General features: G+C 34.4%; 18 protein-coding genes. 4 read left to right on the plus strand and 14 right to left on the minus strand.

The features are described 5' to 3' along the window. Positions 1-216: 216 nt before the first annotated feature. The gene (locus ACKI3H_RS03700) at positions 217-1,530 is read left to right on the plus strand and encodes an MATE family efflux transporter (protein WP_407371373.1); all 1,314 of its coding nucleotides are present in this window, start codon (positions 217-219) and stop codon (positions 1,528-1,530) included. A gap of 258 nt (positions 1,531-1,788) precedes the next feature. Here ACKI3H_RS03700 and ACKI3H_RS03705 read toward each other — a convergent pair whose 3' ends face one another. Beyond that, on the minus strand, positions 1,789-2,664 hold the full coding sequence (locus ACKI3H_RS03705; protein ID WP_407370936.1) for a DegV family protein: 876 nt from the start codon (positions 2,662-2,664) through the stop codon (positions 1,789-1,791). Positions 2,665-2,996: 332 nt separating this feature from the next. Continuing rightward, positions 2,997-3,419, minus strand: a complete 423-nt coding sequence (locus tag ACKI3H_RS03710) for a VOC family protein (protein WP_407370937.1) — start codon at positions 3,417-3,419, stop codon at positions 2,997-2,999. A gap of 254 nt (positions 3,420-3,673) precedes the next feature. Between ACKI3H_RS03710 and ACKI3H_RS03715 the strand changes: the two genes are divergently transcribed. After that, positions 3,674-4,513 (plus strand): glycosyltransferase family 8 protein, encoded by an 840-nt coding sequence (locus ACKI3H_RS03715; protein ID WP_407370938.1) that lies wholly within the window; start codon positions 3,674-3,676, stop codon positions 4,511-4,513. 41 nt (positions 4,514-4,554) lie between these two features. Here ACKI3H_RS03715 and ACKI3H_RS03720 read toward each other — a convergent pair whose 3' ends face one another. From ACKI3H_RS03720 to ACKI3H_RS03730, 3 genes are all read right to left on the minus strand, one after another. Then, on the minus strand, positions 4,555-4,836 hold the full coding sequence (locus tag ACKI3H_RS03720) for a DUF503 domain-containing protein (protein WP_013711211.1): 282 nt from the start codon (positions 4,834-4,836) through the stop codon (positions 4,555-4,557). A gap of 203 nt (positions 4,837-5,039) precedes the next feature. Beyond that, complete coding sequence (locus ACKI3H_RS03725; RefSeq protein ID WP_407370939.1) at positions 5,040-5,759, minus strand: pseudouridine synthase; 720 nt, start codon at positions 5,757-5,759, stop codon at positions 5,040-5,042. A 160-nt stretch (positions 5,760-5,919) separates the two neighbouring features. Then, the gene (locus ACKI3H_RS03730) at positions 5,920-6,999 is read right to left on the minus strand and encodes a S66 peptidase family protein (RefSeq protein ID WP_407370940.1); all 1,080 of its coding nucleotides are present in this window, start codon (positions 6,997-6,999) and stop codon (positions 5,920-5,922) included. Positions 7,000-7,309: 310 nt separating this feature from the next. Between ACKI3H_RS03730 and ACKI3H_RS03735 the strand changes: the two genes are divergently transcribed. After that, complete coding sequence (locus ACKI3H_RS03735) at positions 7,310-7,645, plus strand: hypothetical protein (protein ID WP_407370941.1); 336 nt, start codon at positions 7,310-7,312, stop codon at positions 7,643-7,645. A gap of 844 nt (positions 7,646-8,489) precedes the next feature. Here the strand turns inward: ACKI3H_RS03735 and ACKI3H_RS03740 are convergent. From ACKI3H_RS03740 to gatC, 9 genes are all read right to left on the minus strand, one after another. After that, positions 8,490-8,645 (minus strand): hypothetical protein, encoded by a 156-nt coding sequence (locus ACKI3H_RS03740; RefSeq protein ID WP_407370942.1) that lies wholly within the window; start codon positions 8,643-8,645, stop codon positions 8,490-8,492. Positions 8,646-8,856: 211 nt separating this feature from the next. Continuing rightward, positions 8,857-9,468 carry a DUF2812 domain-containing protein gene (locus tag ACKI3H_RS03745; protein WP_407370943.1) on the minus strand — a complete coding sequence of 204 codons (612 nt, stop codon included), beginning with the start codon at positions 9,466-9,468 and terminating at the stop codon, positions 8,857-8,859. 10 nt (positions 9,469-9,478) lie between these two features. Next, positions 9,479-9,775 (minus strand): PadR family transcriptional regulator, encoded by a 297-nt coding sequence (locus ACKI3H_RS03750; protein ID WP_407370944.1) that lies wholly within the window; start codon positions 9,773-9,775, stop codon positions 9,479-9,481. A 145-nt stretch (positions 9,776-9,920) separates the two neighbouring features. Continuing rightward, the gene (locus tag ACKI3H_RS03755) at positions 9,921-10,148 is read right to left on the minus strand and encodes a hypothetical protein (RefSeq protein WP_407370945.1); all 228 of its coding nucleotides are present in this window, start codon (positions 10,146-10,148) and stop codon (positions 9,921-9,923) included. A gap of 1,251 nt (positions 10,149-11,399) precedes the next feature. Continuing rightward, positions 11,400-12,776 (minus strand): 23S rRNA (uracil(1939)-C(5))-methyltransferase RlmD, encoded by a 1,377-nt coding sequence (rlmD, locus tag ACKI3H_RS03760; protein ID WP_407370946.1) that lies wholly within the window; start codon positions 12,774-12,776, stop codon positions 11,400-11,402. Positions 12,777-13,134: 358 nt separating this feature from the next. Then, positions 13,135-14,184 (minus strand): diacylglycerol kinase, encoded by a 1,050-nt coding sequence (locus ACKI3H_RS03765; RefSeq protein WP_407370947.1) that lies wholly within the window; start codon positions 14,182-14,184, stop codon positions 13,135-13,137. A gap of 30 nt (positions 14,185-14,214) precedes the next feature. Continuing rightward, positions 14,215-15,645 (minus strand): Asp-tRNA(Asn)/Glu-tRNA(Gln) amidotransferase subunit GatB, encoded by a 1,431-nt coding sequence (gatB, locus tag ACKI3H_RS03770; protein WP_407370948.1) that lies wholly within the window; start codon positions 15,643-15,645, stop codon positions 14,215-14,217. 15 nt (positions 15,646-15,660) lie between these two features. Continuing rightward, on the minus strand, positions 15,661-17,115 hold the full coding sequence (gene gatA, locus ACKI3H_RS03775; RefSeq protein ID WP_407370949.1) for an Asp-tRNA(Asn)/Glu-tRNA(Gln) amidotransferase subunit GatA: 1,455 nt from the start codon (positions 17,113-17,115) through the stop codon (positions 15,661-15,663). 1 nt (position 17,116) lies between these two features. Beyond that, entirely contained in the window at positions 17,117-17,422 is a 306-nt protein-coding gene (gatC, locus tag ACKI3H_RS03780) for an Asp-tRNA(Asn)/Glu-tRNA(Gln) amidotransferase subunit GatC (protein ID WP_407370950.1), read from the minus strand. Between the two features lie 154 nt (positions 17,423-17,576). Between gatC and ACKI3H_RS03785 the strand changes: the two genes are divergently transcribed. Next, positions 17,577-18,317 (plus strand): alpha/beta fold hydrolase, encoded by a 741-nt coding sequence (locus tag ACKI3H_RS03785; RefSeq protein ID WP_407370951.1) that lies wholly within the window; start codon positions 17,577-17,579, stop codon positions 18,315-18,317. Positions 18,318-18,585: the final 268 nt, after the last annotated feature.

Raw genomic sequence — 18,585 nt, forward strand, 5'->3', positions numbered from 1 at the left:
ATTAGTATAGCGGATGTAATTTTTTAAAGAAAATAATACGCATTATCTATTTCACTTATTTTACACACCTATGGTTTAAATCTTATTCTATCAGTCTTTAACCTATTTAACTCATTGACTAAAAATACAATCATTGTTATATTTTTAAGAGTATCTACAGAAATAAAATAAAGAAGGTGTAAGATTATCAAAAAAAATCGGCTTGAAACAGAATCTATACCAAAACTATTAGCAGAATTTTCGATACCGGCAATTATCGGAATGTTGGTCAATGCTATTTATAACGTTGTGGATCGAATTTTCATTGGTAACGATCCACTATTAGGGTCTTTGGGATTGGCTGCTGTTTCAATTACTTATCCTGTAACATTAGTATTACTGGCATTTGCTTTAATGGTAGGTGTCGGAGGATCGACTCGTTTTTCTATTAGCTTAGGAAGAAAAGAAACCGAAAAGGCTAAGTTCTTTTTAGGAAACGGAGTGACTCTAGCAATTCTTGCCGGATTATTGTTTATGATTTTAGGAAATATTTTTATTGAGCCCATCTTACGTTTGCTTGGTGCTAGTAAAGATGTCCTTCCATATGCCAAAGATTATCTGAGCATTATCTTATATGGAGCTGTGTTCCAGAGTGTAGCTATGGCTTTAAACAACTTTTCGAGAGCCGATGGCAATCCTCGCAACTCGATGATCAGTATGATGATCGGTGCTGGATTCAATATCGTGTTTGATTATATTTTCATCGTTCAACTAGGTTGGGGTATGAAAGGAGCAGCTTATGCTACAATTGGTGGCCAATTTCTTTCAATGGCCTGGCAATTAGCCTACTTCTTGGGTCCTAAAGCAAATAATCGATTGATTTTCCAAAATATGAAATTGAAAATTATTTATGTGAAAGAAATCTTAACGACCGGTATACCGGCCTTCTTATTGCAGATTGCAAATAGCGTGCTAAATATCGTCATCAACGCTAGTTTAGTTACTTATGGAGGCGACATTGCTATTTCAGTTGCTGGTATCATAACTAGTGCAACAACTATTATTATTATGATGGTCTCTGGATTGGTTCAAGGTCTACAACCCATTATCAGTTACAATACTGGAGCAGATCGAACCGATCGCGTCAAACAAGCGTTGAAAATAGGTAGTATTATTGGCGGAATTATCAGCACCACAGGTTTCTTAGTTTTCCAATTTTTCCCTGACTTCGTTATTACATTATTCAACCAGGAACCAGCTGTTGTTTCATTAGGAGTAGAAGCAATCCGCATCTGGACAGTAGCCTTTCCACTTGTAGGTATCCAAATCGTATGGGCAAGTTATTTTCAAGCAGTCGGAAAAGTTCAACTGGCAAGCTTTTTAAACTTAGCTCGTCAAATTATCTTTTTGATTCCTTTAGTTCTTCTTTTATCTTCTATTTTTGGTCTTTACGGTATTTATACCGCTGTCCCAATTGCTGAAGCATTAGCTTTTATTGTAACATTTATATTTTTAAAGAGTCAGTTTAAAACGACTCAGCATCCGCTTTAACAATTTAATGGATCTCATTAAAAGAGGGCGACAGTTGTGCCGCCCTCTTTTTGTCTTATTTGCTTCCTAAAAATCAAAGCTCGCCTGATTTCACCTATCAAAAAGGCTATTTTTTAATAAGTAAGGCTGTAAAACGAACGCTTATTGACAAGTTGAACTCAATATTTTGTTCACTCGTCCATGAAAAAAATTAGTGTGCCATTATTGATAAAGTATGCAAAAAAAACGAGTCGAGACGTATAGTCTTGACTCGTTTTTTTAGTTTTGATACCATTCTGGGCGTTCATCAAAGTAAAAGACGCCGATTCCTCCAATTCCTATATGAGAACCTAGTACCGCACCAATTCGAAATACCTGAGTTTGACAGTTAGGCAATTCTTCTTTTAACTTCGCCTCAATCGCTCTAGCTGTTTCTTCATCATCGCCATGGCTGATGCCAATGGTCTGATCCGTAAAGGTCCCTAAACCATTCTTAACATCTTCAATTAATTTTTTGTAGATTTTTTTCTCCCCACGAACTAGTTTGTGCATTTTGATAAATCCATCGTCAACTATCAAGTACGGTTTAATATTTAACGCTGTTCCTACGTATCCTGTAGTTTTATTTACGCGGCCACCTTTAACCAACCAATTCAAGTCTCTTAACGTAAATTTGTATAAAACATGGTCAATATTCCATTCTATTTGACTAACAATCTCATCAAATGGTTTTCTAGCTTCGATCATTTTCAGCGCTTGAAGTGCAATGAGTGCTCCACCTCCTGCACCTCCTCTTGAATCAATTAAGGCCATTTTTCGTTCTGGGTGTTTTTCTTTATATTCTTCCATAATCTGATGCGCAAACTGATACGTTCCAGACATTTTTGATGAAAAGGAAAGATAAATCATATCTTCACTTTCCTGAATCCCTTTATCCAATACTTTTGTCAGAGACTCATAAGAAATTTGAGAAGTCTTTGGGACATTTCCAGACCGCATTGCCTCATACACAGCATCCACTGTGATTTCTTCGCCATCCAGATACGATTGATCATCTAGTATTATGCTAAGCGGAATGACTTCGAAATCATACTTCTTTTCCATTTCTAAGTTACGGTCAATAGTGGTGTCAATAATTAATTTTGTCAATTTCATCTCACCTTATCTTTACGTTTAACGTTATTTTGTTTCTGGGTAAGTTTCTATTACATATTTCACGCTGTCTTGTATCAATTCTTTTAGCACAGCTGGATCAATCACTGAAACTAATTTGAAGCAATTGACTTGTTTTATAAGCCATCAAACTATTTTCCAATTTATAATCTGGTATTCCTTTGATCAGCGTTCTATTATGTATTTCTCTCATTTTATTTAAACTCCGATATTTTACTATCCGTTACTTTCATTCTACCGCATTTTATCTGATTCGTAAATTAGCCAGAAAGACATGAGAAAACTTATCTTCTCATGTCTCACCTTCTTATCATTTAAATGTCCATTGCATTCATATCCATATACATGATCTCCCATAGATGTCCATCTAAGTCTTGAAAGCGACGGTAAAACATTATAGCCTCTTCTTCTTCACTCAAAGCAGTAGTTTTATCTTCCGCTCCATTTTCAATTGCCGTATTTACGAGTTTATCAACTGCATCCTTTGATTCCACTTGTAAAGCAATAATCACTTCATTTTCTTTTGACGTATTTGTGATTTCTTGGTGGGTAAAACTTGTAAAAAAATCTTCCGTTAGCAACATCACAAAAATCGAATCAGAGATTACCATATTTGCTCCATTATTATCTGTAAACTGCTCATTAAATTTAAATCCAAGTGCTTTAAAAAATTCCATTGATTTTGTTAGATCCTTAACAGGTAGATTAACAAAAATTGCCTTCACTCCAACAGTCATTTTCCACACCTCCCTTATATGTAATTTGGTGTACGCTCTTATTTGACTGGGTTCTATTCACCATCAGTATACTCGTAAGCATTATTATTATCCAAACACTCGTCTTCTTTTTCAACACTATTTGCTATAAGATAGGCGTTTTGTTTGATTCTTTAATAATAAACGATTATGATTAAGTCACTTGTTATACATCAACTAGCACATAAAATGGAACGCATGTAAGTCGTTCAGTGCTCAAAAGGAGAAGAAATATTATGATTGATTCAGATATTACAATCGTTTCAGCTACAGATGACGGATTCGTTCCACATTTAGCTACGTTATTTTTATCTATTTTAAAAACTAAAAAAGATGAAACCAGAGTCAACTTTTACGTTATTGATGATCATATTTCACTAACCTCTAAAGATGCTTTAAACCGCATGGTCAACGAATACAATGCCTCAATTAGCTATTTGCAAATTGATACATTGACATTCGAAGATATGGTAGAGAGTGACCGTATTCCTAAAACGGCTTATTTTAGAATTGCAATACCGAATTATTTGAAACATACAGATATCAAACGAGCAATTTATCTAGACTGTGACATTATTGCTAAAGAAGATATTGAAAATATCTGGAATGTTGATTTAGGTGATAACTTATTAGCTGCTGTTGAAGATGCTGGTTTCCATGAACGTTTAGACGCTATGGAAATTGATGCAGAATCCAATACGTATTTTAATTCTGGCATGATGATTATTGATATCGAAAAATGGCGTGCTGAAAAAATATCAGAGCAAGTTTTAAAATTTGCTACTGACAATTCAGATGAGTTAAGATTTCATGATCAAGATGCATTGAATGCTATCTTACATGATCGCTGGTTAGTCCTTCATCCACGTTGGAATGCACAAGCTTACATTATTACGAAAGAACAAAAACATCCTACAAAAATTGGGAACCAAGAATATACTGAGGCACGCAATGAACCAGCGTTGATTCACTATAGTGGACATGTTAAGCCTTGGCAAAGTGAATCAGATCATCCTTTCCGAGATGAGTATTTAAATGTACGAGCTGAAACACCATTTACTATGGAAGAAGATTAAAAAAAGAGACAGTGGAGATTTCAACTCCGCTGTCTCTTTTTTTATAGTTCTTCTCGTTCGATCGAATGAATTTCAACTTCTCCATTGTCTTCAATCTCTTGAATCACTTGATCCAACGTTTGCTGACAGACGATTCGATTATTACTTACCACAGCAATTCCTAAGACGCCTTGGTTGATTGTATCATAAGCTTCGACTTCAGAAATGCTAACATTAAACTTATTTTGTGTCTTTTTGATAATACTTTTTATCACGCTGCGTTTATCTTTTAAAGAATACGAATGGTAGATCAAAAAAGAAACTTTCATACCTAAAACAATCATGTTGGGTCTCCTTTAAGCACATATTTTCTGATATTAAGTTTGTACTAGTTAAACTACTACTGAAATTCAGACTCATTTGATTAATAAAATAGCTCTACTAGTCAAATGACAAATGAAATCCAGGCGCGTTTGACTAATAAAATGGATTTACTAGTCAAATGGCATCTGATATGTGAGCTCATTTGACTAGTACCGATTAGAAATTATTTGAAATAAGGTTTTAATGCCGCTAGTTCTTCTGAATGCAACGCTCGGTAAGAACCTAATGGCAATGTTTTGTCGAGCTGCAACGGACCCATCGAAAGCCGTTTAAGATAAATGACTTTTTTCCCAACCGATAAGAACATTTTCTTAACTTGATGAAATTTCCCTTCGCTAATCTCCAATAACACTTTACTTTCGGCATCACTTTGGCTAAGAATGGTCAACTTTGCTGGTTTGCATTTAACTCCTCCATCAAAGACAATTCCGGAAGCAAATGCATCTTGATCTTCACTGGTGACTCGTTCATTAACAACAACTTCATAACACTTTATCACTTCTTTTTTTGGGATCAGCAACTGATAACCTAACTGCCCGTTATTTGTCAGTAAAAGCAATCCCTCGGTATCCTTATCTAGTCGTCCCACCGGAAATAATCCAGGTACACGTTGGGAAGGTTCTATTAAATCAATAACCGTTTGATTCAACACATCAGTTACTGCACTCACTACGCCCACTGGTTTGTGCAGCATGTAGTAGACATGCGGTTGATGATGAATACGTTCCCCAGAAACTTTAACTTCTTGTAATTCTGGGTCCACATTAAGATTATCCAGTAGTGCAAATTGTCCATTCACTTGGACTTGTTTACTTTTAATCAATCGTTTAACGGTACGGCGTGACCCGAATCCTGTCTCAAACAATAATTTATCTAACCGCATTCGATTGCTCCTTCTACTTTATCTGTTTTCTAATTATAGAATACGGCACAGTACTCTTCTTTGTCAATGTGTGAAGAAAGTAATATCATCTTCTAAGGAAGCAACTACAACAACTTAATGAAACAAATTCCTTTCTTTTTAGTCGGTGTTTATCTCGTCCTTATGAAGGTTGAAAATAAGGTTCATCTAACCTGATGATTTTCTCATTGAGATCAACTGTTGCATTTACACCATACGGTAAAGCACATCTAGGGTAAGCATGACCAAAATTAACATTATATAAAATAGGCAATGTTTTATCATCAATCACTTTTAGATAGATTTCTTTGTAGTCTTTGTAGTACACCTCGTTTTGCGGTTTTCCAATTATCATTCCACTAATGACAGAGAAAATTCCCGTTTGCTTTAATGTTTTTAAATAGTTCTTTAAGGTATCTGGAGTTGGTTTTTCTTCACTTGATTCTAAAAATAAGATCTTACCTGTCCATTCCTTTAACGAAGGAAATAATTGATATTTTTTACAGATCTCTGCTTCATCTGGATATCGTTCTCCAACCAAAACATCATAGAGACTTTCCACGCAACCTCCAAGCAATGGGCCAGAAAAGGTTCCTGTTCCTTGCAAAACTTCATAGCCATACATTTCATCATGCTGCATACGATCTTGTCCCAAAACTTGTTTAGAAAAATCAGTGCGCTCTTCATACCATAAATTACTGGAACGGATTTCTTGTTGTTCATGACCTTCAAAGTAACCTTGTAAAGTTTCTTTTGTGTATGGCAACAAATGATTCGCTAATTCAGCAATATCTGTAATAAAGCTTGGTCCATAAAACGAAACCATTCCTAATTTGTAAAACATCAAATGGTTTATTGTAGTATCAGAAAATCCCGTAAATAATTTAGGCGTCTCTTGTACATTCCATATAAATTCTTCGTCTTCCAATAAATAGGGCAGTAATCGATAAGTGTCGTCGCCTCCAATCGCCGCTATAATGCCCTTAATAGATGGATCTTTAAAAGCGTCTTTTAAATCTTGTGCTCGTTTTTCAGGATGATCTCTTAAGTACTCTACTCCTTTAAGTGTATTTGCCATCAATACAGGCTCCAGTCCTAATGCCTCTAAGCGTTTTTTCCCTAATGCTAATTGGTGCGCACAAGATTCCTCGCCTAAAATACCACTCGAAAGACTAACTATGGCTACTTTATCTCCATTTTTTAACGAATAGGATTTTATCATAATTTCCCTCCTTTTAGTTTTCCTCTAAAATAATATATGTATTTTTAATAATATACCAAACTTCATTAAAAATAGCATGACTTTCGTTGATGACTTTTTTGGAATTTCCAATATTTATTAAACTTCTTAGTTAATTGGTCTACATTTATTGTATAAACCTCTTTTCATTCCCAATATTAGTGCATATTAAATAACATTTGTGAACAACTGCTGTTAAAGTTTTTTTATTTTTTAAATAAATTGCAAAGTTTTTGCTTTAATTGAAGGGACCACTAATCCTGATGCCAAATTAACGGTTGACGGGAAAATTTTGGACAATAAGGAAGGAGAATTTTCTTACGAAGTTAAATTAGTTAATCAAGATGAAAAGAAAATTACGTTAGTCGCAATTATTGAAGATTCTGAAACAGAAAAAGTCATCACTATAACCCTGTCAGAAGAATACATAACTTTTTTAATGAACAAAAATCATGCAGTTGAACTAATTAAAGCACTTCCTACTAAAGATGATTCATTCAGTATTAGACTAGTAACAGTAAAAACAAAAATTGAAAAAGATAAAGAAGAAAGAGCTTTAGCAGTCGCTGCTGAGGAAGCGAAACAACAACAAATAGCCAGTGAGAGTGTAGCTCTTTCCAAAGGTTGACTTTTTGTTCTAAATGTTACTAAAAAATGATAGTGGGATAAAAAGCATTTAGACCTGAATTACTGGAACGAATCAGCACAGTATGGTCATTGACGATCGAGCTGATTCGTGAAGTAGACGTCGGGTCTGCTTTTTGGAGCACGTTTTAGAGGAAACATTTGTATATAGAGAAGAGGCTGGGAGTTTGTCCCAGCCTCTTTTCTTGTTTAAATATAAACTCAATCGGTATCGTAAAAATATGAAATTGCTTTAGATACAATAAAAAAGTAACCACAATAAAGAATTAAAAAGTAGCTCCAAGCATAAAAACTGTTGCTTACTGTTAAAAAATCCAATTGTGGAATATGGCTCTGCGTGTAAGTTGTTAAAGTTAATGCCAAAAGAACTTTTAAAATGAATAGTATAGAATCTACAAAGTCTTCAATCATTTTACACCCCTATATTCAAATGTTAACGTTATCAAATTAGTATAAACATTTAATTTCAATTTAAAATTATTCTTGCAATCTTTTTATATTCTAATTGATTCAGAGTTACTTCTACAACAAATATGCCCAAGTCTCACACTTATATTTTGGTCATCTATTTAATATTTTCCTTTTCAAATAATATTTTGTAGTCCAACTTCCTATCCAACAAAAAGGAACTATAAATGATCGTGCGTTAGCAAAAAGTGAATAATGGTCATCAATCATCAGTAAAAAAAGTAATACACCCATCCACAATAAAATAGCTAACAACTCTTTTTTCCTTACTTCGTTAATCATTTAATACACACCCCTATCAAATAACCAATTTTCTTTATGTATACTTCAGATAACTATTATGTAACTTTAGCCAAACCTTACTTCTCAAAATCCGATTTGCGAAGCATGTAATATCCAATGGCTATTAAAGCATATCCTAAGGCAAGTCTTTGGTTTAATATTTCAAAAATCGCTATTCCAAAAAATAAAATAGAGAAATAGTGATACCATTGAGATTTCTTTATTTTTTTCACTTAAACTCCTCCATAGATAATTCCTCAACTCATTTTACTGTCTAAATTATCTATGAAAGGTCTTTCTTTTAAAAGAACCTATTAGTTTACATGGTAGCAACCAGCAGTTGCATCCTTATTATAGCAACGTTTCCAGCTCTTTATAAATGAATTGATAATGAAATTATTTCTCGAATTTATTTGACTATTATATAAGTATTAATAAATGATATTACAACAATTTCTTAATTTGATTAATTTTCTGTTGGATTTTCACACTAATAAAAAAGTTATATACTACAAAAACTCCTATAACCAAATGTGCACCCCAACGTAAAAAAGCAAAAGGTAATTCAAATAAAAATTTACTCCAAAATACACTACCTGTCATCTCCCACAATCCAGGAGTATAAAAAGCATCGCGCCATCTGAAAATAGATATATTTAAATTCCCATTAAGAATAAAAAAGAACACCATAAAAAGCACGGCTAAAGATAGATATTGATTGAGAGCTCTGTTGTAAAAATGCAATTCCGATGACGGATCAGAAAAAAGACGTTCATTTTTTGTGGAATTACTTTGCCAATAATATTTCCCACTTGACCAAGAACCACCAATTAATTTCCAGCCAAAATCTTCATGAAATTTTACGTACTCTTCAAATTTAATTTTTCGATGGAATTCTTGAAAATCAATTTGATAATGGTTATTCTCTAATCCCTTCTTATGAAAGTAAAAAATTCCAAAAGAATTTACTTTACTGCATTCCCAGCCTTTTGAATCCATTTCATTTAGCCATTGTGTTTCTTTGTCTATATCTAAAAACATACGCATCTTTTTCATAATAGTCCTCCTAGTATAAATGAATCATATTTTCTAATCTTTTTTTCTCAATTTCTAAGATTTCCAATCCAGCAGGTGTAATCATATAAACTTTTCGTCTAGGATCATCTGAAGGATAAGGTTCTATCCAGTTTTGTTTCAATAAATTGTCTAATGCCCCATATAAGGTTCCTGCGGCTATTCTAACTGTTCCAGAACTCATTTCTTCAATCTTTTGCATAATAGCATACCCATGCAATGGTTCTCTTAAAGATAATAAAATTAGATGCATTGTTTCGCTTAGTGGCAATAGTTTATGTCTTTTCATATCATTACTCCTTCATATACAGTTCAACTGATTAATCATAGTATATACCGCCTAACTATACATGTCAACTATATAGTCCAACGATATATAATTAATCAAAAAAAACCTTTTCATAAGATTGTTTTCTTAAATTTATTCTGATGGATTACCTTTTTAGTTCATCTTCTTCATAAAATTGAATTGTCATTCCTTCAAACATCAAACAGTCCAACTCACTTTTTTTAATTTTTTTGTCCGCTATTTTAAAAACTTCAATCGTTTCATCCATTATAATTTCTAACAATGAATCTTTTTCATCTTTATTTATGTACATAAGTTCTGTGTATAGATCCTCTTTATAACAAATTCCAACTTCTTCTACTTCATTCAACATTTCCACACTCCTCTTTATTTAATGAGTACATGCAACCATTAGTTGCTAATTGTAAACTGATCCGTTCTATAAAATTTAAACAAAATAAAGGATAATGGTATTAATAAGTGACTTAACAAAACACTTAGTCATTTCTTAATACACTACTATAAGAAAGGTAAGTAACAATGAAAAATTATAAACGAAAATCCATTCTACATAATGGATTCAATCTAGCTGTTGTTGTTGGTTTCATAATTTATCCTAAAGATATTAATGGAAATCCCCTTATTCTTTTGCTAGCAATCGCTATTAATAGTTACGATTTAAGAACTAGTAAAGAACCGTTACCAAAACCCTATTTATTTTCTAGATATACCTTTATTTTAATACTAATTATAGGATTACTTTTGTCATTAATAAGTCGTTAAGATTATTTATAAAATAGATTCTCAAAACGGAAGTATACATATGAAGAAAAGATCATTTTTCAATCCATTACATGTTACCTTGTTTCCTTTTGTAGTGCTAGTGATAGTTCCTTGTATTATCTACTATGCAAAAATAATTTCTGCTCAAACATATAATTTAACAGTTTTTTGGGTAATTAGTATAAGTTGGCTACTTCTTAGTATAGCTATAACGTTAGTCAATTACCGATTAGTTCATTACTTTGATAAAACGGATAAGTTTACAAAAAAAATCCTAATTGCCTGGATAGCCATTTTAATTTTCTTATTCGTTGGTTGTTACTTTGGTTATAGTCTACCCATTTATACAGCTCTAATCTAATCGGTACTCCTTTTGTAGAAATGACTCTTGGATTTTATCTAAGTCTAACTGTTTTACTTTATATTAAAAGATAGAATTATCATGCAACTTTTTATCTATTCTCAATCCGTTCCCTCTAATTTATACAATCTCCTCTCAATTTATTGTAAGTATCTTATTTTATTTAGTTAACCAATTTTAGGATATTATCTGCAACTTCCTTTTCTTAATAGGAGATTATATTATTTCACTCCTCAATGAATCCACCTTTGATGGAACAGTGACATCCTTTTCTATTGTCACACATCTATGAAGAGCTATTTCATGGATGTGTCACGACTTTTTTGCTCTCTACTCTTACGTTAACAATCATTTCATGGAAGAGTGGTTTACTCCTATTTGCAAAACAAAAAACTCATTCTTACTTTTAAGGAATGATCCTTAAAAGTAAGAATGAGTTTATTGAAAGAACTTCAAACAGCTCTTTCATATATAGAATGATTAGTCACGAACGAGTAAAGTAACACTTTCCACGTGAGTTGTTTGAGGGAATAGATCTACAGGTTGAACTTTTTTAACTGTATATCCACCTTCTGAAAGTAAAGCTAAGTCACGTGCCAATGTTGCTGGATTACAACTTACGTAAATCATTTTTGTTGGTTTCATTTCAAGAACAGCATCAGTAAATTCTTTTTCAAGACCTTTACGAGGAGGGTCAACAACTAATAAATCAGCTGTACGGCCTTCTTCACTCCATTTAACCATAACTTCTTCAGCAGCACCTGCTTCAAATGTCACATTATCAATATTATTTAATTCAGCATTTGCTTTTGCATTTTCTACAGCTGGTTCAATTACTTCGATTCCATAAACATGTTTAGCATTTTTAGCTAACGTTAACGTAATGGTCCCAATTCCGCTGTAGGCATCAATCACGGTTTCTTCGCCAGTTAATTCAGCAAAGTCTAAAACTGTTTGATACAATTTTTCAGTTTGAAGTGGGTTCACTTGGTAGAATGAACGATGAGAAATTTCAAATGTGTTGCCTAATAATGTATCTCTGAATTTATCTTCTCCATATAATACAATTGCATCGTCGCCTAAAATCACATTTGTGTGTTTAGGGTTAACATTTTGAACAATGCTGACAACTTCTGGAATTGCTTCAATAATATCTGGAATGATTTTGCTTGTAGGGAACAATTTAGCGGTTCTTGTTACTAATACAATCATAATTTCGCCAGTATAGTATCCACGACGAACAATAATGTGACGCAAGTTACCTGTATTTTCATGTTCGTTATATGGTTTAACACCATATTCACGCATGATATCACGGACAGCAATTATCGTTTCATCAATTTTAGGATCTTGAATGTAAAAATTTTCCATTGGAATCACTTCATGGCTGTTTTTACGGAAAAAACCAGTAGTTAATTTATCATTGATTTTACGTACCGGTATTTGAGCTTTATTACGGTAACCTGATGGGTTAGCCATCCCAATCGTGTCGTATACGGGTACTTCTGGTAATTTTGCGATGCGTTGCATACTGTTCTTAACTTGTTGTTTTTTAAAGTTTAATTGTGCTGGATATCTCATGTGTTGCAATGGCGTAATGCCTACACGTGTATAATTCTCATCTTGAATCACTACACGGTCTTCACTTGAGTTTAAACGGTTTAATACTTTTGCATAACCAAAAGATTTCCCTGTTTTATGAATCTTAACTTCTACTTGTTCGCCGGGTAAGGCATTTTCAATAAATAGTGAATAGCCTTGTATTCTTGCTACTCCCATACCCTCATGTGTTAAATCTTCAATTTTAACGGTGTGTTTTTCATTTTTTTTAACTGGTACTATTTTATCTGCTTTCATAAAAAAAGCTCCCTTCGTTGACCCTATTTCGTGTCATATGTTTGTCGGTAAATCTTTATTCAAGAACGTGTTCTAAAAAGCAAAACCAAATACGCTTTTCTTCACACTCCATTGTCAGTTAGTACGCCAGATATTTGATACTTTCTATCATCCACTTAACTGGGAGTGTTCCTGACTCGACCGGCTAAACGGGATGGGATTAAAAATACGTTCTTATCTAATGATTCTAATCTACACTATAGTATCTACCTTTTAAATTAGCTAAAAAGGCTTCTTCCAATTCTTAATCATAAGTTTGGGTACTGACTCGTAATTATACAAGAAAACTCACCTTATTTCAAAGTTTTCTTGTTATTTCTCATAAGCTTCTTTTTTTTGAAGAGTGGATTTCACCATCACCATTGATATCTTGGTTTGTTAATTCTTCAACTTCTTTAATAAAAGCGTCTTCTACTCCCTCAGCTTCTTCATCTTTTTTATCAACAGCCTTTTGAATATCATCCGTGGACACAATGATTTCAATGTGTTGATGCAAATTAGAAAACGTAACGGGCGCGTTTCCACCGTATTCGCCATCCAAGTTGATCATCATTTTAGATGAGTTTCCAGGACGTGCAATAATCTTACTTGTTTTTTTGTATAAAATTTTTGAATTGGTTAAATGTTTTCCACCATTCAAAACTTGCGCCACTAAATACATGATATCTGCTAAGTTGGAAGTTTTTAATATAATTAACGTGAATTTTCCATCATCTAATAAAGCATCAGGGGCAATTTGTTCAAAACCGCCAATTGAATTGGTCAGAGCAACTAAAAACATCGTTGCCTCTCCCTCAAATATGCCATCATCATACTCAATGTGCATCGGAATAGGTTTCATCCGAGGCAAAACTTCTGCTCCTTTAACGAAATAAGCTAAGTATCCAAAGATTGATTTTAGTTGTGATGGAACGTCATACGTTAATTCCGTCAATAAACCACCGCCGCCAATATTAATGAAATAAGATAAGTCTTCTCCCATAACCGCTTCGCCAATATCCATGAAAAAAGATTGGTCTTTATGAATTACTTTTGCTGCTTCTACTAGATTATTTCTTGGAATGTGTAAAGCTCTAGCATAATCATTCGTTGTTCCAGCAGGAATAATTGCCAGTTTAGGTCTTTTTTCCAAACCGGCAATTCCATTTACGACTTCATTGATCGTTCCATCCCCACCTGCTGCCACGATTAAATCAAAGCCCTCTTTCGCTGCTCTTTCAGCTTCGTTTCGAGCAGAATTAGGTTCTGGAGTTGTCGCATAAGCACTTGTTTCATACCCTGCATCTTCGTAAACTTGAAAGATTTCTACTAGATTTTTTTTTACAATTTCACGACCCGATGTCGGATTATAAATCACTCTTGCACGCATAAATCTTCTCCTTTACTTTCACACTTATTTCTAGCGTTTGCTTAATTCATCCATCAATAGCTTATTAACGACTCCTGGATTAGCTTGGCCTTTAGTAGCTTTCATAATTTGTCCCACTAAGAAACCAACTGCACGGTCTTTTCCATTTTTAAAATCTTCAATTGATTGGGCGTTATTGTCTAATATGTCATTGATAATTGGCAATAATTTTGCTGGATCGCTTAATTGAACCCAACCATTTGCTTCAACGACTCCTTGAGCGTCTCCACCATTCATGATTAGTTCGCGGAATACTTTTTTCGCCATTTTTGAACTAATGGTTCCATCCGAAATCAATTGGATCATACCAGATAAGTTTTCAGGAGTTAATTTTGTCTCATGCAACTCTAGCTTTTCACTGTTTAAATAAGCTGAAACTTCACCCATTAACCAGTTTGAAGCTTGTTTTGCATCTGCTCCATTTGCTAACATACCTTCAAAGAAATCTGACATTTCTTTTGTTGCTGTTAAGACCATTGCATCATACTCTGGTAATCCTAATTCACTGATATAACGACTACGACGATCTTTTGGCATTTCTGGAATAGTCGCTTTCACACGGTCAATCCATTTTTCATCAATCACGATGTTTGGTAGATCAGGCTCTGGGAAATAACGGTAGTCACTTGACCCTTCTTTAACACGCATTAAAACAGTATCTCCAGTTGCTTCATCGTAACGTCTCGTTTCTTGTTGAATCACTCCACCAGACAAAAGAACTTTTTCTTGGCGTTTTTCTTCAAAAGCTAGCCCGCGGCGAACAAAGTTAAAGGAATTCAAGTTTTTCAATTCTGTTTTGGTTCCAAATTCTTCTTGCCCAATTGGACGAATAGAAATATTGGCATCACAACGCATTGATCCTTCTTCCATTTTTACATCACTTACACCAGTATATTGAATGATTTGTTTGATTGCTTCTAAATAAGCATAAGCTTCTTCCGGTGAACGCATATCTGCTTCAGATACGATTTCAATCAGCGGTGTTCCTTGACGGTTTAAGTCAACATAAGAATAGCCGTCTGTTCCATGCGTATTTTTACCAGCGTCCTCTTCTAAATGTACGCGTTCAATACGGATTTTCTTTTTCTTACCCTCAACTTCAATTTCGATCCATCCATCATGTCCGATTGGTTGATCAAATTGTGAGATTTGATATGCTTTTGGATTATCTGGATAAAAATAGTTCTTACGATCAAATTTGGTATCTTGTGAGATCACACAGTTTAAAGATAAAGCAGCTTTCATTCCAAATTCAATAGCACCTTTATTGATAACGGGTAAGACCCCAGGGTAACCCCAGTCAATAACGTTTGTATTTGTGTTCGGTTCCGCACCAAAGTGAGCTGGAGCAGGTGAGAACATTTTTGAGTCGGTTTTTAATTCTACGTGGACTTCTAGTCCAATTACTGTTTCAAAGTTCATATCTATTCTCTCCTCCTACAAATTTGGTTTTTCTTTATGAAAGTCAGTAGCTTGTTCAAAAGCATAGGCCGCTTTATAAATTGTTTCTTCATCGAAATGCTTTCCAATCAATTGCAGACCTACTGGCAGATCATTTGAAAATCCGCATGGAATAGAGATAGCAGGTACACCTGCTAAGTTAACAGGAACTGTTAAGATATCGCTTAGGTACATTGCAATTGGATCATCGATTTGTTCGCCAATTCCAAATGCAGTCGTTGGTGTTGTAGGCCCTAATATCAAATCAAATTCTTTAAACACATTATCAAAATCTTGTCTTATCAATGTTCTAGCTTGTCCAGCTTTTTTAAAGTGAGCATCATAAAAACCTGAACTCAACGAGAATGTTCCAAGCATGATACGACGTTTTACTTCCATCCCAAAACCTTCAGTACGTGATTTCACATAAACTTCATCAAGTGTTTTCGCTTCAGGTGAACGGTAACCATAACGAACACCATCAAACCGTTGTAAGTTTGAAGAAGCTTCTGAAGAAGCAATAATGTAGTAAGCAGGTACGCCATATTTTGAATGTGGCAAGCTCACTTCTTCAACTGTAGCGCCTAATGATTTAAAAGTATCGATAGCTTTAAGAACAGCTTCCTTAACGCCTTCTTCTAACCCTTTTTCATTTAAGTATTCAGTTGGAACACCAATTTTCATACCTTTAACGCCAGATTCGATTCCATCAGTAAAATCTGGAACTTCACCTTCATAACTCATTGAATCACTTGCATCATATCCGCTAATAGCATTTAAAACTAAAGCATTGTCTTTAACTGTACGTGTAAATGGTCCAATTTGATCCAAACTAGATCCGAAAGCAATCAAACCAAAACGAGACACACGGCCATAAGTTGGTTTCATCCCAACGATTCCATTAAATGCTGCTGGCTGACGAATCGATCCACCCGTATCTGTACCTAATGAAACCGGAATTTGACCCGCTGCTACTGCTGCTGCCGAGCCACCTGAAGAGCCACCAGGAACTTTATCTAGATTCCATGGGTTACGTGTTTTTTTGTAATAAGACGTTTCAGTACTTCCACCCATAGCGAATTCATCCATGTTTAATTTTCCAACTGAGATCATGTTTGCTTCTTTTACTTTTTTCGTAACAGTTGCGTCATAAATCGGAACAAAGTCTTCCAAAATTTTACTAGCTGCTGTTGTACGTATACCATTAGTTACGATATTATCTTTGATTCCGATTGGAATACCTGAAAGAACATTATTCGGATCAATACCTTCTTCGTCTACTTTGCGAGCTTGTTCAAGAGCTTCTTCTTCAGTCAACGTAATAAAAGCACCAATCTTATCTTCTGTTTCGCTAATACGAGCAAAAACAGCTTTTACGATTTCTTGAGCGGTCACTTCTTTTTTTACAAGCAATTCATGTAATTCTTCTACTGTGTAATTTATTATATCCATACTATGCTCCTGCCTCCCCATTGTCCATTATTGCAGGAACTTTAATTAAGCCGTCTTTTTCTTCTTTAACATTTCTAAACAGCAATTCGCGATTTGTTCCCGGTACAGATTTGTCTTCACGCATAACATTGTATGTACGCAAGCCATGAACCATTACGGGCACATTTTCAGTATCTAACTCATCTAATTGTTCTACCATATGCATAATAGCATCCATTTGTTCTGTGAAATGGGCAATACCTTTGTCACTAATTTCTAGTTTTGCTAATTTTGCGACGTGTTTTACGTCCTCTTCAGTAATAGCCATCGGTTTGTTCACTCGCTTTCTTTGAATAGATTATCTTAGTTCAAACTCCTTTACTATAATACCATAAACCACTTATATGCTGTATCTTAAATCTCATTTAAATTCGCTTCACTTTGGAACAATAGTTTGATAGGATAGCTTTGAGGTGGATAAAGTGAAATTAACTATACGAAAAAGAACACTAGGAACCATACCGTTGCTAGAAGTCGTACCAAGGAAACAGCGAAATGATTTGTTGCCGTTGATTATTTATTATCACGGCTGGCAATCGTCAAAAGAATTGAATTTGACGCAAGCCCGTTATTTAGCGCAACAAGGATTTCGAGTGTTATTACCGGATGCCGTGAATCACGGAGAACGCAAGCAGTCGATTTCAAAAATTCCTTCCTTGACCTTTTGGCAGAGTATTCACTCGAATTTATTTGAATTTGGCTTTATCATTGATTATTTCCGTAAGATTGGGTTTGTTGATAACGTAATTGGGATTGGAGGAACATCCATGGGTGGCATAACGACATGTGCCTTATTGACACATCATCCGGAAATCAAAGCAGCAGCTTGTTTGATGGGTTCGCCAAAATTACAGGTTTATCAAGAACTTATTGTAAAGCATGCTAGTAAATTAAATCGATTCTTGCCACAAGACTATGATGAATTATTAAGCTGGATTCCAAATTACGATCTGTCGTTACATCCAGAAACACTACAAGGCCGGCCTTTATTTATTTGGCATGGAAAACAAGATCAAATTGTACCTTATCAACACGCTGCCGATTTTGCAGAAGAACAAAAAGAATTGTCAAATATTTACTTTAGAGACGAGGATGAAGTTCATCTAGTTAAGACAAGCACTATGAGAGAAGTCACAACATTTTTTGTGAATGAGTTGCTGTAAAAAGCTTAACTAGGTACTAACACGAAAACAAGTGTAGTACTTTTTTCTAAAACAATAAAAACCTCCCAAAACTCTGGGAGGTTTTTATTGTTTTTTCATTCATGGGGAGAGGATTCGACTGACTCTCTTAAATTCGATGTAAAGATGCAACATCTAACAACGATTAACTGTTTTTCTGTCAAGTATAGGCATCAAAATCCGCATCCTGTTTAGTTGACCTACATGTCCCAGCTCTTAGTAAAATGATGAAATTCTCCTCGCGGCCTTA

The organism is Carnobacterium sp., from assembly GCF_045617425.1.
Lineage (GTDB): Bacteria > Bacillota > Bacilli > Lactobacillales > Carnobacteriaceae > Carnobacterium_B.